This is a genomic window from Ochrobactrum sp. BTU1, assembly GCA_018798825.1.
Taxonomy (GTDB): Bacteria; Pseudomonadota; Alphaproteobacteria; order Rhizobiales; family Rhizobiaceae; genus Brucella.
The window spans coordinates 1,337,501-1,361,990 of record CP076355.1 but is presented as its reverse complement, the minus strand read 5'-3'; the positions used below and the strand labels follow the sequence as shown (position 1 = coordinate 1,361,990).

The window sequence follows — 24,490 nt, the reverse complement described above, 5'->3', positions numbered from 1 at the left end:
ACGACTGTTTACATAGCGTGGCTCCTTTTGGTGCATTCTTAGCCTTTTAATCTTGGATTATATAATGATTTCAGTTAATTCGCCGGGTAATTTTGTAGACCGAGCAGCGCAGTTGGTTGCTGCCGCAAAGCGCGCGGGCGCTGATCATGCTGACGCAGTTGTGATCCGGGCCCGATCTGTCAGCCTGTCTGTTCGCCTTGGCAAGGTTGAGGGAACCGAATCGTCGGAGAGCGATGACTTTTCGTTGCGTGTTTTTGTTGGTCGCCGCATTGCCAGTGTGTCTGCAAATGCCGGTAGCGATCCTGACCGCTTGGCTGAGCGTGCTGTGGCGATGGCGCGTGTTGCGCCGGAAGATCCGTATGAGCAACTGGCCGATCCTTCGTTGTTGGTCAGGCAGCTGCGCGACCTTGATCTTTTTGACACAACGCAAATCGATACCGCGCGTCTGACGGCTGACGCGCTTGCCACGGAGGAGGCGGCGCTTGCGGTCCCGGGTGTCACCAATTCCGGCGGAGCGAGCGCATCGAGTAGTATGGGCGGTCTTGTGTTGGTTACCTCTTCGGGCTTTTCAGCCGAATATGCGGCGACGCGCTTTGGCCGTTCGGTCTCCGCAATTGCCGGTGAAGGCACGAAGATGGAGCGAGACTATGATTTCAGTTCCCGTCTTCATTTTGGTGACCTTGATGATCCAGCCGTTATCGGTCGGCGCGCTGGTGAACGGGCTGTGCGACGGCTGGGCGCGCGACAGGCGAAAACTGGTTCCGTCAATGTGGTTTTCGACCCGCGCCTGGCACGCGGTATTGCCGCTCATCTTGCAGGTGCTATTAATGGTGCATCGGTCGCACGCAAGACCAGCTTTTTGCGTGATAGCCTTGGCAAGCAAGTTTTGAAACCGGGTATCAACGTTACCGATAATCCGTTGCGAGTTCGTGGTTCTTCATCGAGGCCATTTGATGGCGAAGGAATTGAAGGCCAACCGCTTACTATGGTGGAGAACGGCGTGCTGAACCATTGGCTTCTTTCTGGTTCAAGCGGCCGTGAGCTTGGTTTGATTGGCAACGGCCGTGGCGTTCGTTCTGGTTCAGGCGTGACACCAGCCTCAACGAATTTTGCAATTGAACCCGGAAGTGCCACGCCGCAGGAACTGATCGGGGATTTGGGCAGTGGGTTTTATGTGACCGAAGTTTTTGGACAAGGGGTCGACATGATCACTGGTCAATATAGCCGTGGCGCATCGGGCTTCTGGATCGAGAATGGCGAGTTGGCATATCCTGTCAGTGAAGTCACGATTGCATCTAATCTCAAGGATATGTTTCTTAATATGACGCCTGCATCCGATATCGATCGTAATTTCGGAATGACTGCGCCCACTTTGGTGATTGAAGGCATGACCCTTGCTGGAAATTGAGAAGAGAAGGGATATCCAGAACGAACTTGACCTCCTGCGTCATGCGGCACGCGAGGCTGGCCGCATCGCAATGCGTTATTTTGGACGATCGCCGGAGGTCTGGCTGAAAGACGGGCAATCGCCTGTGAGTGAAGCTGATCTTGCGGTTGATCGCTATCTAAAGGACGTGCTCCTCGACGCGCGACCGGACTATGGCTGGATTTCTGAAGAAACCGTTGATGAGCGTGTTGCTGCACAACGACGACGCGCTTTCGTGATCGATCCCATTGATGGCACACGCGCCTATATTGGCGGCAAAGCCCAATGGTGCGTCAGCCTGGCCATTGTGGAGGATGGAAAGCCGATAGCCGGTGTTTTGCAGTGTCCGGTGCTCAGCGAAGTCATTGAGGCGGGAAAAGGATTGGGTGCTTCACAAAATGGTTTGCCGATTCACACCCGCTTACCGGTAGGTGGAGAGAAGATTGCGCTGGCCTCAGCAAAAAGAATGGCCGAAACTCTGCCAGATGGTTGGCGTGATCGCGTGATTTTGCATCCTTATGTACCTTCTCTGGCGTATCGTATTGCGATGGTTGCGCGCGGTGATATTGCCGGCACCTTCATTCGGCCAAATTCGCATGATTGGGACTTGGCTGCTGCTGATCTCATCTTAAGTGAGTCGGGTGGGGCGCTTTTGACTGATAGTGCTGAGCCACTCATTTACGGCGGCGTGACATTGCAGCATGGTGCGCTGGTAGCTTCCAGCGGAAACCTTTTGCAGGAAATGTTGAGTGTTGTCGTGGACTGGCCATTGAGCTAATCATGCGGCGAACAGATTTGTTTCAAGGAATAATGTTATGAGTGCCGAAGGCGACAAAAAGCAACTTCTTCATCTGGTGTTTGGCGGTGAGCTGACCAAGCTCGGAACCGTTCAGTTCCGCGATCTCGATAATCTCGATGTCGTTGGGATTTATCCGGACTACGAATCTGCGAAGACAGCTTGGAAGTCCAAAGCACAGCAGACCGTTGACAATGCGCATATGCGTTATTTCATTGTGCATTTGCACCGCTTGCTAGACCCCGAAGGCGTAGATCTTAAGGCAGAATAGAGCCTTTGTCTGCGCTGCGCGAAGATCATATGGCCCAGGAAAAAGAACCAGTTGAGAAGACCAGTGTGCGTGTCCGGTCAGAAAGTGCTGGTAAGCGTTTGTGGCGTCGCGTTCGTGGCCCAATCGCGCGTTCTGCTTTCACCCGCTCAGCATTGGTGCACCTGATTTCAGGCTATATGAAATTCGTGAAGGCGACCAACCCTTTGATAAAGGGCTCTGCCGATCCCAGCGTCTTTCTGCTGGAAAATAGCCCTTCAATCGTTACCTTTTGGCATGGCCAGCACATTATGGCTGCTGCCGTTCGGCCGCGTAATCTTGAGGTCGTGGCCATGTTCTCCCGGAGTGCAGATGCTGAGCTGAATGCGCGGGTTGCAGAAAAGTTCGGATTTATAACTGTTCGAGGTTCCGGTGGTCGGGGTGAAGGTAACTCCGCGAAAAAGGGTGGTGCGCGCGCACTGCTCACGCTCAAAAATGCACTTAAAAAAGGGCAGTCGGTTTCGATGATCGCCGATATAGCTCATGGTACTGCGCGGGAAGCAGGCGACGGAATTATTTTGCTGGCCAAATTATCAGGTCGGCCGATTATGCCTTGCGCTTACGCGTTTTCTCGCAATCATGTGCTCCGCAAGACATGGGACAAGACGACAATTCCGTTGCCTTTCGGTCGTTCGACGATCGTGTATGGAGCGCCGGTGTGGGTGAATGCAAATGCCAATGAGGCAGAATTGGAAGATAAGCGCATGGAACTGACACGCCAGCTCAATGACGCGACGACCAAGGCTTATGCCGCATTGGAGGCATACAAATGAGTGCAGGTTGGGCACGAAGCATGTTGTCGGCCTATCGTATGCTCGGCTCTGCCGCCTATCCTTTCATCGGGCCTTATATTTCTTATCGTGCCGCTCGGGGCAAGGAGGAACGTGGGCGCCGGGGCGAGCGATATGGTAAGACTTCGATTGCAAGGCCACAGGGCCCTGTCATCTGGGCTCATGCAGCGAGTGTGGGTGAATCGGTCGCCATGGCGCCACTGATTGAAAGCATCGCGGCCACTGGGATCAAGGTCGTTATGACGACGGGGACGGTGACATCAGCCAAACTCGTGTCAGACCAGTTGGGACAGCAGGTCATTCATCAGTATGCCCCACTTGATCTGCAGCCAGCTGTCAACAACTTCCTCAATCACTGGAAGCCAGACCTTGCAATCGGATGTGAATCGGAAATCTGGCCCGCGACCGTCCTCTCTCTTGGCGCGCGTCATATACCGCAGGTCCTTGTCAATGGGCGCCTGTCGGATCGCTCCTTTGCAGCCTGGCAGAAGCGGCCAGAACTAGCTGAAGCACTGTTTGAAAAATTCGCCTATGTAATCGCTCAGTCTGAACTTGACGGGGATCGTTTCAGAGCCCTGGGCGCCCGTCCGGTAAGCGTCTCGGGTAACCTTAAGGTCGATACGGCTCCAGCCGCGGCTGATCCGGTGGCATTGGCGACTTTCCAGCGCCAGATCGGTGGGCGACGCAGCTGGGCGGCAATATCCACGCATGATGGTGAAGAAGAAATTGCCGCCGAAGTGCATCAGATGCTGAAAGTCCGCTACCCGCATCTGCTTACCATCATTGTTCCACGCCATCCGAACCGTGCTCCAGAGATTGAAGCAATGCTGAGTGCAAAAGGTTTGAAGGTTGCAGCACGCAGCAGGGGCGATGTGATCGATGCGCAGACTGATGTTTTGCTCGGTGATACGATTGGTGAAATGGGGTTGTATCTACAGTTAACGGAAATTGCGTTCATCGGCAATTCGCTGACCAAGGAAGGCGGGCATAATCCACTAGAGCCCGCCATGATGGGGGTAGCCGTACTCACCGGTAAAAACGTCCAGAATTTTCGCGAATCTTTCCAGCGCCTCATCAAAAATGGTGGTGCGCGCGTGGTGAAGGACCGCAACATGCTTGCGGGCGCGATAAACTTCCTTTTCAATAATCCGCAACATCTGCGCAACATGGTCAATGCCGGTGCTAATACTGTCGCAGATATGCGTGGCGCACTTAATCGGACCTTGAGTTCACTTGAACCGTTTATTCAGCCACTGGTGCTCCAGGCTCAATTGCCCGTCAACCGCGATGAAGCGCGGTTCATTCACGGCGGCATCTGAGTATGGTGAGCGAGGCACCTTCCTTTTGGTGGGATAGGCCCAACTGGCGTGCCTTTGCACTGGCGCCATTATCCTGGATTTACGGGACAGTTGCAGCTCGCACACTTCTTAAATCAGACCCACCCAAAATTCCTGCCCCTGTTCTTTGTATTGGCAATTTTACAGTCGGTGGAGCGGGAAAGACTCCGACTGCGATTGCCTTTGCCAAAGCCGCCAAGCAGCGGGGCCTTTCTCCGGGCATCGTTTCACGTGGCTATGGGGGCAGTTACAAGGGGCTGCATATCGTTGATCCGACCATCGATAGCGCCCGACACGTTGGAGACGAGCCGCTGCTGCTTGCAAGACACGCTCCGGTTGCGCTTTCCCCCGATCGGCTGAAATCGGCAATGGAATTGTATCAGCGTGGATGCGATTTCATCATTATGGACGACGGCTTCCAAAGTGCGCGCTTACATACGGACTTTTCACTTCTGGTTGTGGATTCAATGCGCGGAATTGGCAATGGCAAAGTGATCCCGGCCGGCCCACTACGCGCTCCTATGGTCGATCAGATGCGCAAGACGGACGCAGTTTTGCGAATCGGGAAAGGTACGCAAGCAGATTTCGTCATTCGACAGGCCTCCCGTGCGGGACGTGCTGTTTATGAGGCGGAATTGCGGCCTTCATCATCGGCTAAGGTTGCAGGTAATCGGTGGCTGGCATTTGCGGGGATCGGAAATCCCTCCAAGTTTTTCGCCAGTGTGCAACAGGCGGGTGGTGAGGTTGTGGAGGGAAGAATCTTCCCCGACCACTATAGCTACCTGCCGGAAGATTTGGCTAAGCTGATGGAGAGAGCCGACACGCTTGGCATTAATCTTATTACGACAGCCAAAGACCATGTTCGCCTTGTGACGATGAGCGACGTTCCAAAGCGGCTCCTACAAATCTTGGCTGTGCTAGACGTCGAGCTGGCTTTTGAACGCAAAGATGCCGTTGACCACATTCTTGATATGGCCATTGATCGCTACAGGGCACGAACGCTTCAAAGCGCAACACAAAAGGTGTGACCGGATTTACTCGCCACATCAACGTTTCGACTAAGCGGCTATCCTCTTTAAAACAAGAGCCGCTCCAAGTCATTCAAGCCTTTTTTCGGCTGCGCAGTTCAGGGTGGAGTTCCAATTCACGCTCATAGGATATGAGGCCCGTTGCGTAAGCTTCTTGGCGCGCAACGCTCCAATATTTCAGTTCATCGAGTGGAATCTGCGCATTTGTAACGGCGCACACGACGTAGGAGCCATGCTTGACGATTTCAAAATCGCCATCGAGATAGCGCAGGACTGCTTGTGACGAGCGAGGGGTTTCAAATTTGTTCATTTTCTAATTCCTTGATGCCAGAAAATTCTAGCGCCTTCCAAACAATCGTTCAATATCGGTGAGTTTAAGCTCGATATAGGTGGGGCGGCCGTGATTACATGTGCCGGAGCCTGGTGTTGCTTCCATTTCGCGCAGAAGTGCATTCATCTCTTCGGGCTTCAAGCGACGTCCTGAACGCACAGAACCATGGCAAGCCATTGTCGCGGCGACGTGGTTGAGCATCGCTTCGAGCCCATCAGTCGTATCATGTTCAGCAACTTCATCGGCCAGATCGCGAATAAGCTGCTGCACATTCGTTTCCCCCAGCATAGCTGGCGTTTCCCTGACGGCGATCGCGCCAGGGCCGAATTGCTCAATCAGGAGACCGAACCGTGACAAGGTTTGAGAATTTGCCGCGAGCCGCTCGGCATCTTCATCTGGCAGATCAACGATCTCGGGAATCAGCAGCATTTGTCCTGCTATCGGACGTGTATGCAATGCGTTCTTCAAAGCCTCATAGACGAGCCGTTCATGAGCGGCGTGCTGATCCACGATCACCAGACTGTCCTGGGTCTGTGAGACGATGTAATTTTCGTGAATTTGTGCCCGCGCTGCTCCCAAAGGTTTTTGCAGCAACTCGACCGAAGCCGGTGCGATTGCTGCGCGCGCATCCGCATCCGGCATTGTTATGCTGGCGATGGTTGCTTGTACCTCTTTGGGAGAGGCAAACGGGCCGTCAAACTCGAGGGGTTTATGTGCTGGATGAGCGGTCTGGGGCGACCACTCGGTTCGCCGAGTGGAGGTTGCTGAGGGTCGCCATGATGCAGCCGCGTAATTGTTGGTTGCAGGGCGCGGCTGTAATCCTTCAGCACGAAAGGCCTGCAACATAGCATCTGCGCCGCTGGTTGCAGGGCGTATGCCGGATTGCGAAAGCGCCTGCTTGATTGCGCCGACGATAAGGCCACGCACCAAACCTGGATCCCGGAAACGTACGTCCGCCTTGGCAGGATGCACGTTGACGTCGACGAGTGCTGGGTCAAGCGTAAGAAAGAGGACTGCGACGGGATGGCGGTCACGAGCAATGACGTCGGAATAAGCACCGCGCAGCGCACCAAAAATCTGCTTATCGCGTACGGGGCGGCCGTTCACATAGGCAAATTGATGCAATGCATTGCCGCGATTGAAGGATGGGATACCAGCAAATCCAGCCAGCCTGATACCGTCGCGTTCAGCATCAATATGGAGTGCATTTTCAGAAAACTCTTTGCCAAGAATCTGCCCGATCCGATCAAGCGTTGCTTGGATGCCAGTGCCAGTTGCTGGAAGTTCAAGCGGCGTACGGTCAGTTCCTGCCAGTGAAAATCGGACATGCGGGAAAGCGATAGCGATGCGCTTGACCACATCGGTTATCGCTGTGGCTTCTGCACGATCCGTTTTCATGAATTTGAGGCGGGCAGGGGTCGCGTAAAACAGGTCGCGCACTTCCGCAATAGTACCGCGATTGAGTGCAGACGGGCGAGGGCCTTCCAGATAGCCACCGCTCACAGCGACTTCGAAACCCGATTCTGCGTCTTGCGGGCGAGACTTCAGCACAAGTTTTGAAACCGAGCCAATCGATGGCAGCGCTTCGCCACGAAAGCCGAGTGCACGGATATCGTGCACATCATCGGTCAGCTTCGAAGTGCAATGGCGAGAAACTGCAAGTGGCAGTTCATTAGGTGGAATACCGGAGCCGTTATCCGTGACGCGCAACAGCGTTTTGCCACCGCCGGCCGTTACCACCTCGATACGGGTGGCGCCCGCATCTATGGCGTTTTCGACAAGCTCTTTGATTACGCTGGCAGGGCGTTCAATCACCTCGCCAGCGGCAATCTGGTTGATAATGGTTTCGCTTAAGTGCTGGATCGTCATCGGACGACTATAGCGGATTCGCGTGATCGAAAAACTGCCATTCGTCGATCATCCGGATCACAATTCGCCGAGCCATTTGGGGTTAGGTGCGGCCGTAGACGTCTTCAAAGCGAACAATGTCATCTTCTCCGAGATATTCGCCACTTTGCACTTCAATAAGCACCAGTGGCAAAATGCCCGGATTCTCGAGGCGGTGTTTAAAACCGCAGGGGATGTAGGTGGATTGATTATTGGTCAGAAGAATCTCGCGCTCACCGTTGACAACCTTAGCGGTTCCAGAAACCACGATCCAGTGTTCGGAACGATGGTGATGGGCCTGCAGGCTCAGTCGGCGACCTGGCTTAACTTCGATCCTTTTAATCTTAAAACCAGCGCCTTCCTCCAGAACCGTATAGGTGCCCCATGGACGGTGTGCCGTGCGATGCAGTTTGGCCGCTTCATGGCCCTGCGCACGCAATTTATTGAAGACCTTTCGAACATCCTGTGCCTTGTCGCGATGGGCGACCAGCAGCGCATCAGGTGTGTCGACAACAAGCAAATCGTGGACGCCAACGAGGCTGACGAGACGTGTTTCGGAAAGCACGAAGCTATCTGTTGTATCTTCTAAAACCGTTTCGCCGCGCAAACGATTGCCTTCAGCGTCAGGCGTAATCAGGTCCGCCATTGCAGCCCATGATCCAATATCGGACCAACCGCAGGATACAGGAACACAGGAAATATTGTCCGCTTTTTCCATCACTGCATAGTCGATGGAGATGGCAGGTGTTGCAGCAAACTGGTCTTTCGGAATTTCCAGCGTTCTGGTTTCTCCGTTAACGCCTCGGCGGGAGTTCTCAAGGGCAGATCTTGCACCTGTAATGACGTCTGGTGCATGGCGCTGCATTGCCTCGATCATTGTTTCGGCATTAAAGCAGAACATTCCCGAGTTCCAGAAATAGCGGCCGCTTTCGACATATGACTGTGCAGTAACAGCATCAGGCTTTTCGACAAAACGCTGCACATCGCTGCCTTCGACTTCTATATAGCCGAAACCTGTTTCAGGATGGTTTGGTACGATGCCGAAAGTCACGATTCGACCTGCATCGGCAAGTTGGCGCGCTTCAATGACGGCTTGTGCAAACGCAGCTTCATCTTCGATCAAATGGTCTGCAGGCATGATTAGCAAGGTAGCATCTGGGCCATAGGTCGATGCGGCCTGAAGTGTGGCGAGTGCGACTGCTGGCGCAGTGTCGCGCCCCAGCGGTTCAAGTAGAAACGTATTTTCGATCTTGCGCGCGCCAGCACCAGAATAGGCATCGAGTGTCAAGAAAAGAAAATCGCGATTGGTGACAGTGAGGATCTGATCGGCATCTTCGAGATGAGATGCACGCGCATAGGTTTTGCCGATCAATGTGCCTCCGTCTGGCAGTTCGATGAACGGCTTCGGATGTGCGTCGCGCGAAAGTGGCCATAGTCTGGAGCCTGAGCCACCGCTAATTATAACCGGAATAAAGCTCATTTGCTGTTAGCATCCTTTGTTGCGTTACGGGCTATATCAAGTCCCAAGGTCAATAGTTTTGCGGCTTGTTCTTCGTCGGAAGCTTCGACATAACAACGAAGTTCCGGAGCGTTTCCTGACGCACGGTAATGAACCGCATTGCCTGATGCGAAAAATAGCTTCACGCCGTCGATCGTTTCAAGCCGGACAACATTCTCGCCTGCTGGGAACAGCATAGCCCGTGCATCTTCCTGTGTGATAACAGAAAGAAAGGCGGCACTTTTTTCTTGCGGAACGTCCTGCAAGCGGTCACTCAAAGTAATACGGAAGCCATAGCTTTTAGCGATTTTGGAAAGAGGCTGCTGCGTTTCTTTGATTGTGCAAAGACAAGCCAGAATAGGCAAAAGCGCGTCGCGTGTCGCCAGGCTAGACAGCCTATGGCCTGATCTTTCAAGGGGGCTTCCTAAAAGCACGCCGCCATTGGCTTCAAAGCCGATTACAATATTGGCCTTTTCACGCTGCGCCTGTTCCATCCCTGCAATGACATAGGGGGAACCGACGCGGGTGCGCAAGACACGGGCGAAGCTTGCGCATTCCTCCAGTGCTGAATTCGACGTAACAGGCGTGACAATTGTATCAGCTGCCGCCCATGTAGCTGTAATCGCGCCGACAAGGTCTCCGCGCACGAAGTCGCCATGTTCGTCAGCAATCAATGGGCGATCCGCATCTCCGTCGGTAGATACTATAGCGTCGTAACGATCGTTGTCTGCCCAGTCTGCAAGGGCCTGAATGTCTTCAGGACGCAGCGCTTCGGTATCGACAGGCACAAAGACATCCGACCGGCCGAGAGCCACTGCATCGGCACCCAGCGCGCTGAGAACTTTCATCAGAAGATCACGTGCGACGGATGAATGCTGATAGACGCCGACCCTCAATCCCGAAAGGCTGTTTGATCCCAAAAGCTCGGTATAGCGCTTTTCGTAAGCACCTATCGCATCCGTGCCTGACTGCGGATTTGTTTCTTTGCGTGGTGCCATACCGGCAGGTAGCTTTTCGTAGACCTCACTGATCGCGGATTCGTCACTCTTATCAATCTCGCCATCGCGACGATAGAATTTAAGGCCGTTGCGATCATCGGGGATATGGCTGCCCGTTATCATGATGCAGGGTGCGTTCTGCGAAATCGCGAAATAGCTGAGCGCTGGAGTGGGAAGCACGCCGCAATCGACGGGCTCGAAACCAGCATCTTCGATCGCGCCCATTGCAAGTGCCGCAATGTCTGGGCTGGACGGTCGCAAATCCTGGCCGACGAAAACCTTGTCGCCTGAAAGGAGGTTGCCCTTAGCTGCCAACATTTTAACGAACGCCATCGAATAGGAATAGGCAGGCAATCCGTTGAGCTCGGTTGCTAAGCCTCGAAGGCCGCTCGTGCCGAATTTGAGGGAAGTGCCTGTCATGCCGTGCGTGATCCTGGTTGATGATGAAATCGATCTACTGCCACTTTTCCTATCGCGTATATTGTAGACCGTTTCAATTGCTGCGTTTTGACGTGGTTATTGTAAGCTTTCAGCCTGGAGGATTGCTCTGGTTGCGGCGGTTTGCTCCTTTATTCATTCCAATGAAGCGTCACTCTTAAACATAGTCCCGGTGAGCCGGCAGATTAAGGTCTGGTAAGCTTTCAGCCTGCACCACTGCACGGGCAACGGCTTGTGCCATCACAGTGGCGGCAATCGCGCCAATAGCGGTTACATCAGCTTCAACACCTGTTGCCTTACCTGTCGAGAGCGCAAAGATTGTATCGCCATCCCACATTGTGTGGATGGGGTTAATCGTTCGCGCAAACCCGTCATGCGCCATACCGGCAATTTTCTTTAGTTCTGCCTTACTGAACGGAACATTGGTCGCAATCGCTCCAATCGTGGTATTGGCGCCCCCTGACTTGACCACATTGCGGCCGCGCATTATCGAATCCATGATATTGCGGAATCCCTTACCGTCTTCATTGCGCGCGCCCGCCAGAATTTGCTGCGAACAAGGCGCATAAACATCGCCGACGGCATTAACGGCGACGATCGCTCCAACCACCACTTCGGTACCAGGCACTTTGTAGCTCGCTGTGCCGAGGCCGCCCTTCATGGCATACTCCATCCCGAACATTTTGCCGACGGTGGCACCAGCTCCAGCACCGATATTGCCTTCGCCTGAAGCTTCGGTTTTCGCGGCCTTGCATGCAAGGTAGCCCGCTTCTTCATCTGGGCGGATAGAGAAATCGCCGACCCCGAGATCCATCAGGATCGCTGCCGGTACAATTGGCACAACACCTTTGCCGATCTTGAAACCAAGATTGTTCTCTTCCAGATAGCGCATCACTCCAGTTGCGGCACTCAAGCCATAGGCGCTACCGCCGGATAGAAGGACTGCCTGTACTTGTTGAACGTAATTGATTGGGTCAAGCAGATCGGTTTCGCGGGTTCCGGGCGCTGATCCACGCACGTCGACGCCAGCGGTTGCGCCCTCTTCAAAAAGTAGAACTGTGCAGCCTGTCGGGCGTTTTGTCAGCGTGTGATGGCCGAGCTTCAATCCAGGCACATCACTTATACTTCCGCCAATAAGTTTAAGCATGTTTTGGTCTCCACTAGCTGCCGCTGTTGCTTTTACGCTTATCAATGGGATTGTCCCAAGGCCGGCAAGTGTCTTTGCAAATGTGCGTCTGTCCATTTATTTTCCTCCCCAAAGCACGTTCAATCTGTCGAGCTTTTTTCTTTTGTCCGACGCTGGCGAAGCACGTCTGCCACATAATTGCGTGACAATGCGTGATATAGCGGTTCGTTTGAGATCAGTCGTGCGGTACCATAGCCGAGCATGGAGGCGCACATAAGCGGGATGACATTATTATGGTTACCTGTCATTTCCATAATGATGACAAACGCAGTCATCGGGGCTTGAACGACACCGGCGAAATAGCCCGCCATCCCTAAAACTGCTGCAAGGCCAGTACTCGTTCCAAGCGCAAGCCCGATCGTGCTCCCGAGCCCGGCGCCAACTGAGAGGGAAGGTGCAAAAATGCCACCAGGAATACCAGAAGCCATAGAAAGTAATCCGGCAAGAAATTTTTCGAGAAAATAGAATGAGGGGAGTGGCAGACCTTCAACAGCACTGCGCGCCTGATCATAGCCGGTTCCAAAGGTTGTCCCCCCTGATGCGATGCCTATAACAGCAACGATTAGTCCGCAGCCACCAGCAAAGAGAATACTCTTAAGCAGCGGTGCTTTTTGCATCAATCGTCGTGTCCGCTTTGCAATATTCAAAGCCAGAGCGCTGAATATTGCTCCCATCGCTCCCCCAATAACGCCACAGGCAATCACCAATATCCAGTCGCTGTATGTGGAAACGGAGATCGTTGTCAGTCCGAAGTAATTATAGTTTCCGACTAGGCCGAGCGATGCGAGACCCGCGAGGATCACAGCGGAAAGGACCAGACCATTCGTACGCGCAGCGTAGGAACGCCCCATTTCTTCGATCGCAAAGACGATGCCAGCAAGTGGCGTATTGAAAGCAGCAGCGATACCTGCTGCCGAGCCTGCCAGAATAAGTCCACGCGCTTGTTCCATGCCACCAAAACGAGCAGATTGTAACATGATCGAGGCGCCGATCTGTACGGTGGGGCCTTCACGGCCAATAGACGCTCCGCAGAAGAGACCGGCTATCGTCAATAGGATCTTGCCGAATGCTACCTTTACAGAAAGCAACAACGAACGATCATCGGGATCGGTCAGGTGGCGTGCGGCTATTGCTTGGGGAATGCCGCTGCCGCCCGAACCAGGAAAGAAACGCAATGCGATCCACGAACAGAGCATGAAGCCGATTGGTGTGATTGCAAGCGGTAGCAAGCTTCGCCAACCATTTTGATTGTTGCCGGTTAATGTTTGGAACCAACCCTGAGCGATGTCCGCTGCATGCGCAAAGCCAACACTGATCAGTCCTATTGCGATCGCGCCGCACCAAAACACCAGTCGTGGCTTCCACAAGCGTGGCGACAACCACATGGCTCGTGACCGGCGGATGAGCGGAACGCGTGTATAAGACTTACGCATAATGCATCTTTCAGGCTAATCTTTAAAAAAACAGGAGGATTTATCATGGAAATCGTTATCAGTAACTGAAAGTTGTCCGTAAAAGACTTTCCAATCAGTCATAAGCATGTTACCAGCCGGTGCCAATTCAACAAGTAATGAAGCTCAGTCGCAGCTCTCGGATTCTTATTCCGAAGAGGCGGCTTTTCTCATTCAGTAAAACCGGTAAAGGAATTGGCAATGGCTAAAATCGTGGAATCTTCCACCGGCGCGCTCGCTCTCACCTTCGATGATGTGCTTTTGCAGCCGGGCCATTCCGAGGTAATGCCAGGCCAGGTTGACCTGCGCACGCGCATTGCTGCAGACATCGAGCTTACTCTGCCACTCCTATCGGCTGCTATGGACACGGTCACCGAGTCGCGCCTCGCTATTGCAATGGCGCAGGCCGGCGGCATTGGCGTTATTCACCGTAATCTTACCCCTGAACGTCAGGCTGAAGAAGTTCGGCAGGTGAAGAAATTTGAATCCGGCATGGTCGTCAACCCGGTGACAATCGGACCAGACGCCTCGTTGGCAGACGCCCAGGCGCTGATGAAAGCGCATGGAATTTCCGGTATTCCGGTTGTCGAGAACGGAGCCAAGGGCCCCGGTCGTCTCGTTGGTATTCTGACCAACCGCGATGTGCGTTTTGCCTCTGATCCGGCACAGAAGATTTATGAATTGATGACGCGTGAGAACCTCATTACGGTTCGCGAAAACGTCAATCAGGACGAAGCGAAGCGGCTGCTGCACGCCCATCGCATTGAAAAGCTGCTCGTCGTTGACGACAAGGGTCGTTGTGTTGGTCTCGTGACTGTCAAGGATATCGAAAAGTCGCAACTCAACCCAAACGCTGCAAAGGATGCGCAGGGTCGTCTGCGTGCTGCTGCTGCAACGAGCGTTGGTGAAGATGGTTATGAACGCGCTGAGCGCCTGATTGATGCCGGGGTTGATCTGCTCGTGGTAGATACTGCCCATGGTCATTCGCAGCGAGTTCTAGATGCAGTTGCGCGCATCAAAAAAGCTTACCCAAATGTTGCTATTCTTGCTGGTAACGTCGCCACCGCTAACGGCACGCAGGCGTTGATCGATGCTGGTGCGGATGCGGTGAAGGTCGGTATCGGACCGGGGTCGATCTGCACGACGCGTATTGTTGCAGGCGTTGGCGTACCGCAGCTCTCGGCAATTATGTCGGCTGTTGAGGCAGCACATAAGCACAACATCCCGGTAATCGCGGATGGCGGTATCAAGTTCTCGGGCGACTTCGCCAAGGCACTAGCTGCCGGCGCGGTTGCCGCAATGGCGGGGTCGTTGCTGGCGGGTACGGAAGAAAGCCCGGGTGAAGTTTATCTGCATCAGGGTCGTTCGTTCAAATCCTACCGCGGCATGGGCTCGGTTGGTGCGATGGCGCGCGGCTCGGCAGACCGTTACTTCCAGGCTGAAGTGCGCGATGAACTGAAGCTTGTCCCAGAAGGGATCGAAGGTCAGGTCGCTTACAAGGGACCGATTTCTGCTGTCCTGCACCAGCTTGCGGGTGGTTTGCGTGCTTCCATGGGGTATGTCGGCGCCAAGACGCTGGAGGAGTTCCGCGAAAAGGCGACCTTTGTGCGTATTTCCAATGCTGGTCTGCGCGAAAGCCATTCGCATGGCGTGGCCATCACCCGCGAAAGCCCGAACTATCCTGGCGGCATGTAAGCTGTTCGCTGCTAAGCAGAAAAAAAGCGGCCTGCATGGCTGCTTTTTTATTATGCGAGGGTGACGAGTTCCGCAGCATCAATGAGCAGATGGCCCGCACTCTCGACAATACAATCAGCGAGGGCCTGAAAATCCTTGCGACGTTTGCTTTGTCTGCGCCAGAAGAGGGCGATCTCGCGCTTTGGCTGGTCACCCTCGAATGGAACAATCCGCATATGGTTGTTGCGTGCCTCAGCACGTACCGCAATCTCAGGAATCAGCGTCAAACCCATCCCATGGCTGACCATCTGCAAAAGTGTGGTCATGCTGGTCGCTCCATATTTCACCAGTTGGCGCTGTGGTGGGAGGGAGCAGACTGCCAGCGCCTGATCTCGCATGCAATGGCCTTCTTCAAGCAATAACAGCCGATCCAGCGCAACGTTATCCTGTGTCATGGGTGAGGAGAGGATCGTCTGGTCATTGCTGGAGGTGGCGATCAGGAACCGATCATCAAAAAGTTTCTGATGGGTAAGACGATCATCAACGAGTGGACGTGCTGCGACAATGGCGTCAATCTCACCTGCATGGAGCTCATCGAGAAGCTTGGCTGTTACGCTTTCGCGCAATTGCAGTCGAAATGACGGGTGACGCTCTCGCAATAGCGGGATGAGATGTGGCACTAGGTACGGTGCTACAGTCGGTATGATCCCCAACCGCAACTGCGTTTGCAGCAGCCCTTTACTCTGCGCTGAAATTTCCTCAAGCGCATTTAACTCTCTCAATATGGTGCGAATGCCTGGCAGCAACTCGCGGCCGAGCTCCGTCATAATGACTTTACGTTGTGAGCGCTCAAATAGGGACGCGCCTGATACGGCTTCCATTTCGGCAATCTGTGCCGAGAGGGCAGGTTGCGAAATATGTGCTAGCTCAGCCGCTTTCCTAAAATGCAGGGTGCTTGCAAGCGCATCAAAGTAGCGCATTTGTCTGATCGTGAACATGATAGGAAAATCCTATCAATAATAACAAAAAAAGCAATTGGAGATTATTATTGGAACGGGTCTAAACTGCCTTTGTTACCCAGCCATGGCGTGATGCAGCGGGGCTGCCCATGCCAAAAGCCAGGCTGATTGCTGGATCAACCAATTTATTTTTCAGGAGGGAAATTCCCATGGCAGACCGTCCGATTATGACTACAAGCGCTGGTGCGCCTATTCCGGATAACCAGAATTCCCTTACCGCCGGTGAGCGCGGCCCAGTCTTGCTGCAGGACTATCAGCTGATCGAAAAACTGACGCATCAGAACCGTGAACGCATCCCAGAGCGTGTTGTGCATGCCAAGGGCTGGGGTGCCTTCGGCACTCTGACGATTACCGGCGATATTTCGAAATACACTAAAGCCAAGGCGCTGCAGCCTGGTGCGAAAACACCGATGCTGGCGCGTTTCTCCACAGTTGCCGGTGAGCAAGGTGCTGCTGACGCTGAGCGTGATGTACGCGGCTTTGCCCTGAAATTTTATACCGAAGAGGGCAACTGGGATCTGGTTGGCAACAACACGCCGGTCTTCTTTGTGCGCGATCCGCTGAAGTTTCCCGATTTCATCCACACGCAGAAGCGTCATCCGAAGACCAACCTGCGTTCGGCAACTGCCATGTGGGATTTCTGGTCACTTTCTCCAGAAAGTCTGCATCAGGTAACGATTCTGATGTCCGATCGTGGTTTGCCAACCGATGTGCGTCACATCAACGGTTATGGCTCCCATACGTATTCCTTCTGGAATGAGGCGGGAGAGCGCTATTGGGTAAAGTTCCACTTTAAGACCCTGCAAGGCCACAAACACTGGACCAATGAAGAAGCTGAGCATGTAATTGGTCGCACCCGCGAATCCACGCAGGAAGATCTGTTCACCTCGATTGATAAGGGAGAATTCCCGAAGTGGAAGGTTCAGGTGCAGATCATGCCGGAGTTGGATGCCGATAAGACGCCTTACAATCCGTTCGATCTCACCAAGGTCTGGCCACATGCTGACTATCCGCCGATTGATATTGGCGTGATGGAACTTAACCGCAATGCGGAAAATTATTTCACCGAGATTGAGAACGCTGCATTTTCGCCGTCAAACATCGTGCCAGGGATCAGTTATTCGCCGGACAAGATGCTGCAGGGGCGATTGTTTTCCTATGCGGATGCACATCGGCATCGCCTTGGCACCCATTATGAGAACCTGCCGGTCAACCAGCCTAAATGCCCTGTCCATCACTACCACCGCGATGGCCAGATGAACACTTTTGGCGGAATTGCAACTGGTAATCCAGATGCTTACTACGAGCCGAATTCATTCAACGGTCCCGTTGAGCAGCCGTCAGCCAAGGAGCCACCGTTACGCATCAACGGCGATTCAGATCGCTACAATCATCGTATCGGCAATGATGATTATTCGCAGCCGCGTGCACTATTTAATCTTTTCGATGACGGTCAGAAGCTTCGTCTTTTCTCAAACATTGCGGCTGCTATGACCGGCGTTCCCGGTTTCATCGTTGAACGACAGTTGGGCCACTTTAAGCTTATCCATCCCGATTATGAGGCGGGTGTGCGGGCCGCGCTCAAAAAGGCGCATGGCTATGAAGCCAATACGATTGCACTTGAAGAAGAATCGACCGCTGCTGCTGAATAAGCGCTAAAGCACGAGATTGAAAAAGCCGGGGCTGTTGTTCCGGCTTTTTGCTTTTGCGCTGAGTTAAAACGCAGCGCATTTTATTTGCCGATTGCCTTTTCCCATCAAGGAAGGCTATGCGGACTTAACAAACATGAAGGAGCACCAATGCGACTTGGCGGACGCCTTCAGGCGGCAATCGAAGTTTTGAACGATATTGAAGCGGGCAATCGTCCGGCTTCCGATGCACTGAAGGACTGGGGTGCATCACACCGCTTTGCCGGTGCAGGTGATCGAGCGGTCATCGGCAATATCGTTTATGATACATTGCGCCGCAAACTTTCCATCGCCTGGCGTATGGATGCAGACGATACGCGTGCTTTGGCCTTTGGTGCGCTGGTCTCCGAAGGCGGCATGGATTTTGCCGCTATTGATGCAGTGATCGAAGGTGACAAATTTGGGCCAGCAGTGCTCGAAGGGCCGCGCCGCGAAGCTTGGGAAAGCCGCGATATTGCGGATGCGCCCGCCTATGTTCGAGCAGATGTTCCTGAATGGTGCGTGCCTTCGTTTGAAGAATTGTTTGGTGAACGTTGGGTGGAAGAAGCCGCGGCGCTTTCCACGCGCCCCCCTGTCGATCTACGCGTCAATCTGCTGAAGTCCAAACCAGAAGCCGTTATTGATGCGCTAGAAAAAGCAGGTGTTGCCAAGGCTCCGCTGATTGATCAGGCGTTGCGCATTCCGCCTATCGAAGCACTTGGACGCCATCCCAACGTGCAGAAAGATCAGTCTTTTCTTGATGGTTGGTTTGAAGTGCAGGATCTGGGCTCGCAGCTTGCGGCATTGTTTGCGGGTGCAAAGCCCGGAGAGCAGGTGCTGGACTACTGCGCTGGCGCAGGCGGCAAAACGCTTGCGCTTGCCGCAGCGATGCAAAACAGCGGACAGGTCCATGCTTATGATGCTGAGCGTGCACGCCTTTCTCCGATGAATGACCGCTTACAGCGCGCGGGCGTCCGCAATACGCAAATACACGGCAATCTCGATGCACTGGCGCCGCTGATCGAGCGGATGGACCTCGTGCTGACAGACGCGCCCTGTACCGGTTCCGGTACATGGCGACGCAGGCCAGACGCAAAATGGCGTCTCAACGGTCATCAGCTCGAATCCCGCGTGCAGGATCAGCACGAAGTGCTGGAAGCAGCAAAGCACTATGTAAAGCCGGGTGGAAGACTGGTTTACGTCACTTGTTCACTGTTTGCTGAAGAGAATACCAGACAGGTAGAACGCTTCCTTGCTGAGAACAGCAATTTCGAAGAAGCAGCGCCTCGTGATCTCTGGAGAAACGTTGTACCGGATGCCGGTGACATTTCTCCTGCTTTCCCAGCCCGAGGCTGTGTATTTTCCCCATTGTCAACTGATACAGATGGGTTTTATGTGAGTGTTCTAAACAAGAGAGGCTGATTTCAGAGAGCTTTATGCCAGCGCACAGAATTGCGGAGCCTGATTTTAAAGAGCGCGTCGAAGAAAGTTTTGATCGACAGGCAGCAATGAAGTTAATCGGTGCCGAGCTTACCCGCTGTGAGCCAGGTATTGTGGAAGTCGAGATGCCGTTTCGAGAAGAGCTGACACAGCAGCACGGTATTCTCCATGCGGGTATCATTTCTGCAGCACTGGATTCGGCCTGTGGATATGCGGCGCTAAGCCTTATGCCTTCTGAGGCTGCGGTGCTTACTATAGAGTTTAAGGTCAATCTGCTCGCCCCCGGCAGAGGTGATCGGTTCTTATTCCGAGGCGAGGTTACGAAGCCCGGACGAACGATTATGGTCAGTGATGGACAGGCTTTCGCTGTCACGGACACGGAAGTGCGCCTGATCGCGACGATGACAGGAACGATGATGGTTGTTCAAGATCGTAAGGGGCTACAGGGATGATCAGAACGATTGCAGGTAAACGTCTTCTGTATGTGATGGCTACAGAGGCCGAGTATGGTCCGTATTTAAGTTCACTCTTCCTACCATTGATGATTGGTGTTGGCCCGGTTGAAGCTTCAATCAATCTAACGCGCTTTTTGGCCGTGCTTGAACAGCAGGGAGAATTACCTGATCTCGTCATTTCTATTGGTTCTGCGGGGTCGGCGAAGCTTGAACAAACCGGAGTGTACCAGGTTTCATCGGTCTCTTATCGCGATATGGATGCATCGCCGCTGGGATTTGAAAAAGGATGCACTCCCTTTCTTGATCTCCCAAATGAGATCGAGCTGCCCGTTCTGATGCCGAACCTGCCGCACGCCACGCTCTCCACAGGTGCAAATATCGTGACCGGGGCAGCTTATGCCGACGTAGCAGCCGACATGGTCGATATGGAAACGTTTGCCTGCCAGCGCGTCTGTCAAACCTTTGGGGTTGGACTAATTGGGTTGCGCGGTATCTCAGACGGGGTGCGCGAACTGCGCCATGTGGGCGATTGGGAAGAATATCTGCATGTGATCGACGAGAAGCTCGCAAGCGTTGTAGAGGAACTCGAAGCCACGATTTTCGATGGTTCGTTACAACTTCCTGACAAGGATATGTCAGTATAGCCAAGTTTCTTAGTTGGATTGTTGAAACGTGGCACTTCTTCCATTGCATTTTTGCTGCTTTTTATCTAGATGCTCGGCATGAGCACCACGGCACATCCTGACACTATCCTAATCGTTGACTTTGGCAGCCAGGTCACGCAGCTAATTGCACGCCGCGTACGCGAGGCCGGAGTCTATTCCGAAATCGTTCCGTTCCAGTCTGCGGAAGATGCTTATAAACGCATCAATCCGAAGGCTGTGATCCTGTCGGGTAGTCCCCACTCGACGACGGACATTGGCAGCCCTCGCGCGCCGCAAGCTGTTTTTGAGGCAGGCATTCCTGTCTTGGGAATTTGCTACGGTGAGCAGACCATGTGTGCCCAGCTGGGTGGCAAGGTCGAAAGTGGCCATGATCGTGAATTTGGTCGCGCATTTCTCGAAGTTCAGGAAGACAGCGCGTTGTTCGCTGGTATTTGGGCAAAAGGCACACGCCATCAGGTATGGATGAGCCACGGCGATCGCGTCACAGCCCTTCCTGAAGGTTTCAAAGTTATTGGCACCTCGCCTAATGCGCCATTTGCTGCCATTTCCGATGAGAAGCGTAAGTACTTTGCAGTTCAGTTTCATCCGGAAGTCGTGCACACCCCTGATGGCGCGAAGCTGATTCAGAATTTTGTACATAAAATTGTTGGTATCAAGCCGGACTGGACTATGTCTGCGTATCGCGAACAGGCCGTTGATGCCATTCGTAAGCAGGTTGGTAAGGGCAAAGTGATCTGTGCTTTGTCCGGCGGAGTCGACTCCTCGGTTGCAGCCCTTTTGATTCACGAGGCAGTTGGCGATCAGCTAACCTGTATTCTCGTCGACCATGGCTTGATGCGCAAGAACGAGGCTGCCGATGTGGTGGCCATGTTCAAGGAACACTATAATCTCCCGCTTATTCTTGTGGATGCGCAGGACCGCTTCATCAATGCTCTGGAAGGCGAGAGCGATCCGGAAAAGAAGCGAAAGACAATTGGTCGTCTGTTCATCGAAGTTTTCGAAGAAGAAGCGAACAAGCTTGGCGGCGCGGATTTCCTTGCGCAGGGTACGCTCTATCCAGATGTTATTGAAAGCGTTTCGTTCACTGGCGGCCCGTCGGTAACGATCAAATCGCACCACAATGTTGGTGGATTGCCAGAACGCATGAATATGCAGCTTGTGGAGCCGCTGCGTGAGCTCTTCAAAGATGAAGTGCGCGTGCTGGGTAAGGAACTCGGTCTTCCCGACAGTTTTATTGGGCGTCATCCGTTCCCTGGACCGGGCCTTGCGATCCGTTGCCCGGGCGGTATCACGCGCGAAAAGCTTGAAATCCTTCGTGAGGCCGATGCCATTTACCTCGACGAGATCCGAAAGGCTGGTCTTTACGACGCTATCTGGCAGGCATTTGCTGTTCTACTGCCGGTGCAGACTGTTGGCGTCATGGGCGACGGCCGCACCTACGAATTCGTCTGCGCTCTGCGTGCGGTGACTTCGGTCGATGGCATGACAGCTGACTTCTATCACTACGATATGAACTTCCTTGGTAATGCAGCCACCCGCATTATCAACGAAGTACGCGGCATCAACCGCGTGGTATATGATGTGACCTCCAAACCTCCGGGTACAATCGAGTGGGAATAAGTTGGCGTCTGGTAAAGACCGACACCAAGGAGCATGATACAGAAGCTAAGCCCGCGTAATTGCGGGCTTTTCTGTTTTTTGGTGCGGCATTGTCTGGCACTGTTTAGCACGACCAAGGAGAAATTACTCATAATGGAGAAGGGCATTCCGCAGCTTGATGCCATGTCTCTGGCTCAATGTCATCGCGGCCATATCTTCCGCCTCATGGTATTGGAAATCTATAAGGCATTGATAGCGCGTAGAATTGCCTCTGAAAGATTACGCATGCGGATCATGGTATTTTGAGGCAGAAAGATGCTTCGAGGTGCTGACCCATACCAAGCTGCATAATCTGAAGCCGCAATCCAAGTTTCACAAAATTAACGACTGCGACGGGTTAAATTTGGCGATAACGTCAGCGGGGTCGATCTCCTTTTGCTACAACTCTACTGTCAACGGATTAGAGGAGTCGGTCGCCCTCGCAGGAGGAGGTTTCCCTTTATGATCCTCGTTTTCGGAGTAAGTCGTCGCATCGTGCACCACCATGGCAATAAGTCATATATGACTGTCTATAATAATTAATGCATCAAATATGGTGATTTGACATGGGCTCTCCTAAGTCAAAACCAGCACTTGAGCGGCTGGTCCAGGATCCCGCAATGCGCGCCTGCGGCGTGGTATCGCCGTGGCGGATCTTACCGTTTGCTCCGGACCCCAGCCGAGTTCCGTCGCCCGCCTCGAACGGGGATATCCCGGCGTCTCAATGGGCACAGTTGCCGACGTGCTCATTGTATCGGACATGATGGAGTGGCTGGCCGACCTGACTGACATCCGAACGGACGACCTTGGACTGGCGCTAACAGCCGAGCATGGGCCATGCCGAGCTCGCTCGTCCGCGGCCAGGCGTCTCTGCAGACGCGGCCCCGACAGTTGGGAGCGCAAACTTCTCGAATACTTGTGTTGCAACGGCCACCCGATCTATTCGATCACGAAGACCCTTGCCGATATCTTCCGAAACCCCGAACTAGTGGACCGATCGGCCGCTGTAGAAGGCCTGCGCGCTGCTCTACAGCAACGCAATGCAACTCCATGCGCAATCGCTCAGGCCGCGAAGGCCGGCGGCTCTTGGAAGCTCTTGCAACCTTATATTCGCGCTTACCTTCACTGGCTGAAGCACCTACGAATAATGCTAAGCCTGTGCGGGATTGGCTTTTCAAGGTCGCAGACCCAAGACCCAATATTCGCCCATGTGTGCGTCTCTCGCAGGAAATGCGGAGGCACGTCGATTTTTTGAGCTCGTAAATGAACTTATTGATTTATCTCGGGTTCGACGAGTCTTTTTAGCTTATCGAGAGAGTCCTGCCAGCCAAGATAGCAAGCCTCAGGCGGGATGATGTCCGGAACGCCTTCCTGGGTAATATTGATCTCAGTGCCTACAGATACTGATTTCAGCTCAATCGTCACCTTCATTTCACCGGGCAGGTTCGTATCATCGAACTTGTCCGTATAGACGATCCGTTCTCCGGGTATGAGTTCGATATATGTTCCGCCGAAGGAGTGCTGCTCGCCGGTGGAAAAATTTCGAAAAGACATTTTATGCCCGCCGCCGACCTTCGCGTTCATTTCATGAACGGTGCAAACAAAGCCGTAAGGGGGAATCCAGCTTGCAATAGCATCGGCTTCCGTGAATGCACGATAGACCTTGTCCGTATTGGTTGCGATAACGCGGTGCAGGCGAATAATACTAGGCATAGTTTCCTCCCATTGCCTCTTGTGAACGTACCATCAGGCCGTTTTCGGATTGAGTAATAATTGCAAATATCGACAAAGGTGGTCGATGTTATCGACGGCGTCTGCCGGATTGCCGCTCGCCTTAGCAAGAATGAATGCACCTTGGATGACACCCTGAGTATGCAGGGCCAAACTCTTTGCGGTGAAGTCGAAGCTCTTGCCGGATTGAGACATCGCGACTTCTATATCTACGGTCAACGTGTCTGCATGGCCAGAAATGCTGTCCCAGCACGCTTTTTGGATCGACGGATTTGTTCCGTAGATTTCCTGCGTCATGGTTCCTACAAGACAGGTGAACTCGGGCAACTTGCCCTGAATCAGCTCCCTACGCAAAGCAACATAACCTAAAACCCGCGCCAATGGATTGGTATATCTGTGATAGGGCGCTGCCGCAAAAAAGCCCCCCGTCTTCTCCGACCAATACTCTGCTGCAGCGATCGCCAGATCTTCCTTGCTGGAAAAATGGTGGAAGAATGCACCTTTCGACAGTCCCGCTGCCGAGCAGATGTCGTCAACCGACGAAGCTGTGTAGCCTTTTGTGCGAATGACGCGCAGTGCTGCTTCTAAAATATTCGATTTCGTTGAAGGGTTCTGCTTTTTCGCCAAGACTCTTCTCCTTCATAATACCATACCAACTAGTCGGTATATTATCAAGCTCGGATGTTTGGATTGACGCTTGGAATAACATTGAGACGGCAATCATCCC

At 53.3% G+C, this 24,490-nt stretch carries 22 protein-coding genes; 13 read left to right on the top strand and 9 right to left on the bottom strand.

The annotated features are described in order from the left end of the window. Nucleotides 1-64: 64 nt before the first annotated feature. From KMS41_17655 to lpxK, 6 genes are read left to right on the top strand one after another with little or no spacing between them, the layout of a single operon-like run. Complete coding sequence (locus KMS41_17655; GenBank protein ID QWK79304.1) at nucleotides 65-1,408, top strand: TldD/PmbA family protein; 1,344 nt, start codon at nucleotides 65-67, stop codon at nucleotides 1,406-1,408. Further along, nucleotides 1,395-2,204 (top strand): 3'(2'),5'-bisphosphate nucleotidase CysQ, encoded by an 810-nt coding sequence (locus tag KMS41_17650; GenBank protein ID QWK79303.1) that lies wholly within the window; start codon nucleotides 1,395-1,397, stop codon nucleotides 2,202-2,204. Before KMS41_17655 ends, KMS41_17650 begins: the two co-directional genes overlap by 14 nt. Nucleotides 2,205-2,241: 37 nt before the next feature. Then, nucleotides 2,242-2,493: a DUF4170 domain-containing protein gene (locus KMS41_17645; GenBank protein QWK79302.1), complete on the top strand. Its 252-nt coding sequence runs from the start codon at nucleotides 2,242-2,244 to the stop codon at nucleotides 2,491-2,493. Between the two features lie 29 nt (nucleotides 2,494-2,522). After that, nucleotides 2,523-3,302 carry a lysophospholipid acyltransferase family protein gene (locus KMS41_17640; protein ID QWK79301.1) on the top strand — a complete coding sequence of 260 codons (780 nt, stop codon included), beginning with the start codon at nucleotides 2,523-2,525 and terminating at the stop codon, nucleotides 3,300-3,302. After that, entirely contained in the window at nucleotides 3,299-4,639 is a 1,341-nt protein-coding gene (gene waaA, locus KMS41_17635; protein ID QWK79300.1) for a lipid IV(A) 3-deoxy-D-manno-octulosonic acid transferase, read from the top strand. The genes KMS41_17640 and waaA overlap by 4 nt, the downstream gene beginning before the upstream one ends. Before the next feature lie 2 nt (nucleotides 4,640-4,641). Next, complete coding sequence (gene lpxK / locus KMS41_17630) at nucleotides 4,642-5,685, top strand: tetraacyldisaccharide 4'-kinase (GenBank protein ID QWK79299.1); 1,044 nt, start codon at nucleotides 4,642-4,644, stop codon at nucleotides 5,683-5,685. A 73-nt stretch (nucleotides 5,686-5,758) separates the two neighbouring features. Here lpxK and KMS41_17625 read toward each other — a convergent pair whose 3' ends face one another. From KMS41_17625 to KMS41_17600, 6 genes are all read right to left on the bottom strand, one after another. Then, entirely contained in the window at nucleotides 5,759-5,995 is a 237-nt protein-coding gene (locus tag KMS41_17625; GenBank protein QWK79298.1) for a DUF2093 domain-containing protein, read from the bottom strand. A 27-nt stretch (nucleotides 5,996-6,022) separates the two neighbouring features. After that, nucleotides 6,023-7,885: a DNA mismatch repair endonuclease MutL gene (gene mutL / locus KMS41_17620; GenBank protein ID QWK79297.1), complete on the bottom strand. Its 1,863-nt coding sequence runs from the start codon at nucleotides 7,883-7,885 to the stop codon at nucleotides 6,023-6,025. A gap of 82 nt (nucleotides 7,886-7,967) precedes the next feature. Continuing rightward, nucleotides 7,968-9,383: a mannose-1-phosphate guanylyltransferase/mannose-6-phosphate isomerase gene (locus KMS41_17615; protein QWK79296.1), complete on the bottom strand. Its 1,416-nt coding sequence runs from the start codon at nucleotides 9,381-9,383 to the stop codon at nucleotides 7,968-7,970. Beyond that, nucleotides 9,380-10,819, bottom strand: coding sequence for a phosphomannomutase (locus KMS41_17610; protein ID QWK79295.1), 1,440 nt, complete (start codon nucleotides 10,817-10,819; stop codon nucleotides 9,380-9,382). The genes KMS41_17615 and KMS41_17610 overlap by 4 nt, the downstream gene beginning before the upstream one ends. A gap of 175 nt (nucleotides 10,820-10,994) precedes the next feature. Next, the gene (locus KMS41_17605) at nucleotides 10,995-12,080 is read right to left on the bottom strand and encodes a P1 family peptidase (GenBank protein QWK79294.1); all 1,086 of its coding nucleotides are present in this window, start codon (nucleotides 12,078-12,080) and stop codon (nucleotides 10,995-10,997) included. Nucleotides 12,081-12,103: 23 nt separating this feature from the next. Continuing rightward, entirely contained in the window at nucleotides 12,104-13,456 is a 1,353-nt protein-coding gene (locus KMS41_17600) for a chloride channel protein (GenBank protein QWK79293.1), read from the bottom strand. 219 nt (nucleotides 13,457-13,675) lie between these two features. Between KMS41_17600 and guaB the strand changes: the two genes are divergently transcribed. Continuing rightward, complete coding sequence (gene guaB, locus KMS41_17595; protein ID QWK79292.1) at nucleotides 13,676-15,169, top strand: IMP dehydrogenase; 1,494 nt, start codon at nucleotides 13,676-13,678, stop codon at nucleotides 15,167-15,169. Nucleotides 15,170-15,219: 50 nt separating this feature from the next. Here the strand turns inward: guaB and KMS41_17590 are convergent, their stop codons facing one another. Beyond that, nucleotides 15,220-16,146, bottom strand: a complete 927-nt coding sequence (locus tag KMS41_17590; protein ID QWK79291.1) for a LysR family transcriptional regulator — start codon at nucleotides 16,144-16,146, stop codon at nucleotides 15,220-15,222. Between the two features lie 170 nt (nucleotides 16,147-16,316). Here KMS41_17590 and katA point away from each other — a divergent pair, with 170 nt between their 5' ends. The 6 genes from katA (at nucleotide 16,317) to KMS41_17560 (ending at nucleotide 22,299) form a co-directional block, all read left to right on the top strand. Further along, nucleotides 16,317-17,819 (top strand): catalase, encoded by a 1,503-nt coding sequence (gene katA, locus KMS41_17585; GenBank protein ID QWK79290.1) that lies wholly within the window; start codon nucleotides 16,317-16,319, stop codon nucleotides 17,817-17,819. A 147-nt stretch (nucleotides 17,820-17,966) separates the two neighbouring features. Then, on the top strand, nucleotides 17,967-19,256 hold the full coding sequence (locus tag KMS41_17580; protein QWK79289.1) for an RsmB/NOP family class I SAM-dependent RNA methyltransferase: 1,290 nt from the start codon (nucleotides 17,967-17,969) through the stop codon (nucleotides 19,254-19,256). Nucleotides 19,257-19,270: 14 nt separating this feature from the next. Further along, nucleotides 19,271-19,726 carry a PaaI family thioesterase gene (locus KMS41_17575; GenBank protein QWK79288.1) on the top strand — a complete coding sequence of 152 codons (456 nt, stop codon included), beginning with the start codon at nucleotides 19,271-19,273 and terminating at the stop codon, nucleotides 19,724-19,726. Then, complete coding sequence (locus KMS41_17570) at nucleotides 19,723-20,373, top strand: 5'-methylthioadenosine/S-adenosylhomocysteine nucleosidase (GenBank protein QWK79287.1); 651 nt, start codon at nucleotides 19,723-19,725, stop codon at nucleotides 20,371-20,373. Before KMS41_17575 ends, KMS41_17570 begins: the two co-directional genes overlap by 4 nt. Before the next feature lie 78 nt (nucleotides 20,374-20,451). After that, complete coding sequence (gene guaA, locus KMS41_17565; protein ID QWK79286.1) at nucleotides 20,452-22,014, top strand: glutamine-hydrolyzing GMP synthase; 1,563 nt, start codon at nucleotides 20,452-20,454, stop codon at nucleotides 22,012-22,014. Nucleotides 22,015-22,146: 132 nt separating this feature from the next. Continuing rightward, the gene (locus tag KMS41_17560) at nucleotides 22,147-22,299 is read left to right on the top strand and encodes a hypothetical protein (GenBank protein QWK79285.1); all 153 of its coding nucleotides are present in this window, start codon (nucleotides 22,147-22,149) and stop codon (nucleotides 22,297-22,299) included. Nucleotides 22,300-23,301: 1,002 nt separating this feature from the next. Here KMS41_17560 and KMS41_17555 read toward each other — a convergent pair. After that, entirely contained in the window at nucleotides 23,302-23,745 is a 444-nt protein-coding gene (locus KMS41_17555) for an SRPBCC family protein (protein QWK79284.1), read from the bottom strand. A 33-nt stretch (nucleotides 23,746-23,778) separates the two neighbouring features. Beyond that, on the bottom strand, nucleotides 23,779-24,390 hold the full coding sequence (locus KMS41_17550) for a TetR/AcrR family transcriptional regulator (GenBank protein ID QWK79283.1): 612 nt from the start codon (nucleotides 24,388-24,390) through the stop codon (nucleotides 23,779-23,781). Between the last annotated feature and the right edge of the window lie 100 nt (nucleotides 24,391-24,490).

What these genes read in the sequence shown, in the direction of transcription:
- KMS41_17610 (QWK79295.1), bottom strand. Translation starts at nt 10,819, where the DNA reads ATGACAGGCACTTCCCTCAAATTCGGCACGAGCGGCCTTCGAGGCTTA.
- guaB (QWK79292.1), top strand. Translation starts at nt 13,676, where the DNA reads ATGGCTAAAATCGTGGAATCTTCCACCGGCGCGCTCGCTCTCACCTTC.
- KMS41_17605 (QWK79294.1), bottom strand. Translation starts at nt 12,080, where the DNA reads ATGGACAGACGCACATTTGCAAAGACACTTGCCGGCCTTGGGACAATC.
- KMS41_17615 (QWK79296.1), bottom strand. Translation starts at nt 9,383, where the DNA reads ATGAGCTTTATTCCGGTTATAATTAGCGGTGGCTCAGGCTCCAGACTA.
- KMS41_17600 (QWK79293.1), bottom strand. Translation starts at nt 13,456, where the DNA reads ATGCGTAAGTCTTATACACGCGTTCCGCTCATCCGCCGGTCACGAGCC.
- KMS41_17625 (QWK79298.1), bottom strand. Translation starts at nt 5,995, where the DNA reads ATGAACAAATTTGAAACCCCTCGCTCGTCACAAGCAGTCCTGCGCTAT.
- KMS41_17560 (QWK79285.1), top strand. Translation starts at nt 22,147, where the DNA reads ATGGAGAAGGGCATTCCGCAGCTTGATGCCATGTCTCTGGCTCAATGT.
- KMS41_17645 (QWK79302.1), top strand. Translation starts at nt 2,242, where the DNA reads ATGAGTGCCGAAGGCGACAAAAAGCAACTTCTTCATCTGGTGTTTGGC.
- KMS41_17590 (QWK79291.1), bottom strand. Translation starts at nt 16,146, where the DNA reads ATGTTCACGATCAGACAAATGCGCTACTTTGATGCGCTTGCAAGCACC.
- KMS41_17640 (QWK79301.1), top strand. Translation starts at nt 2,523, where the DNA reads ATGGCCCAGGAAAAAGAACCAGTTGAGAAGACCAGTGTGCGTGTCCGG.
- waaA (QWK79300.1), top strand. Translation starts at nt 3,299, where the DNA reads ATGAGTGCAGGTTGGGCACGAAGCATGTTGTCGGCCTATCGTATGCTC.
- KMS41_17655 (QWK79304.1), top strand. Translation starts at nt 65, where the DNA reads ATGATTTCAGTTAATTCGCCGGGTAATTTTGTAGACCGAGCAGCGCAG.
- katA (QWK79290.1), top strand. Translation starts at nt 16,317, where the DNA reads ATGGCAGACCGTCCGATTATGACTACAAGCGCTGGTGCGCCTATTCCG.
- guaA (QWK79286.1), top strand. Translation starts at nt 20,452, where the DNA reads ATGAGCACCACGGCACATCCTGACACTATCCTAATCGTTGACTTTGGC.
- KMS41_17575 (QWK79288.1), top strand. Translation starts at nt 19,271, where the DNA reads ATGCCAGCGCACAGAATTGCGGAGCCTGATTTTAAAGAGCGCGTCGAA.
- lpxK (QWK79299.1), top strand. Translation starts at nt 4,642, where the DNA reads ATGGTGAGCGAGGCACCTTCCTTTTGGTGGGATAGGCCCAACTGGCGT.
- mutL (QWK79297.1), bottom strand. Translation starts at nt 7,885, where the DNA reads ATGACGATCCAGCACTTAAGCGAAACCATTATCAACCAGATTGCCGCT.
- KMS41_17580 (QWK79289.1), top strand. Translation starts at nt 17,967, where the DNA reads ATGCGACTTGGCGGACGCCTTCAGGCGGCAATCGAAGTTTTGAACGAT.
- KMS41_17570 (QWK79287.1), top strand. Translation starts at nt 19,723, where the DNA reads ATGATCAGAACGATTGCAGGTAAACGTCTTCTGTATGTGATGGCTACA.
- KMS41_17555 (QWK79284.1), bottom strand. Translation starts at nt 23,745, where the DNA reads ATGCCTAGTATTATTCGCCTGCACCGCGTTATCGCAACCAATACGGAC.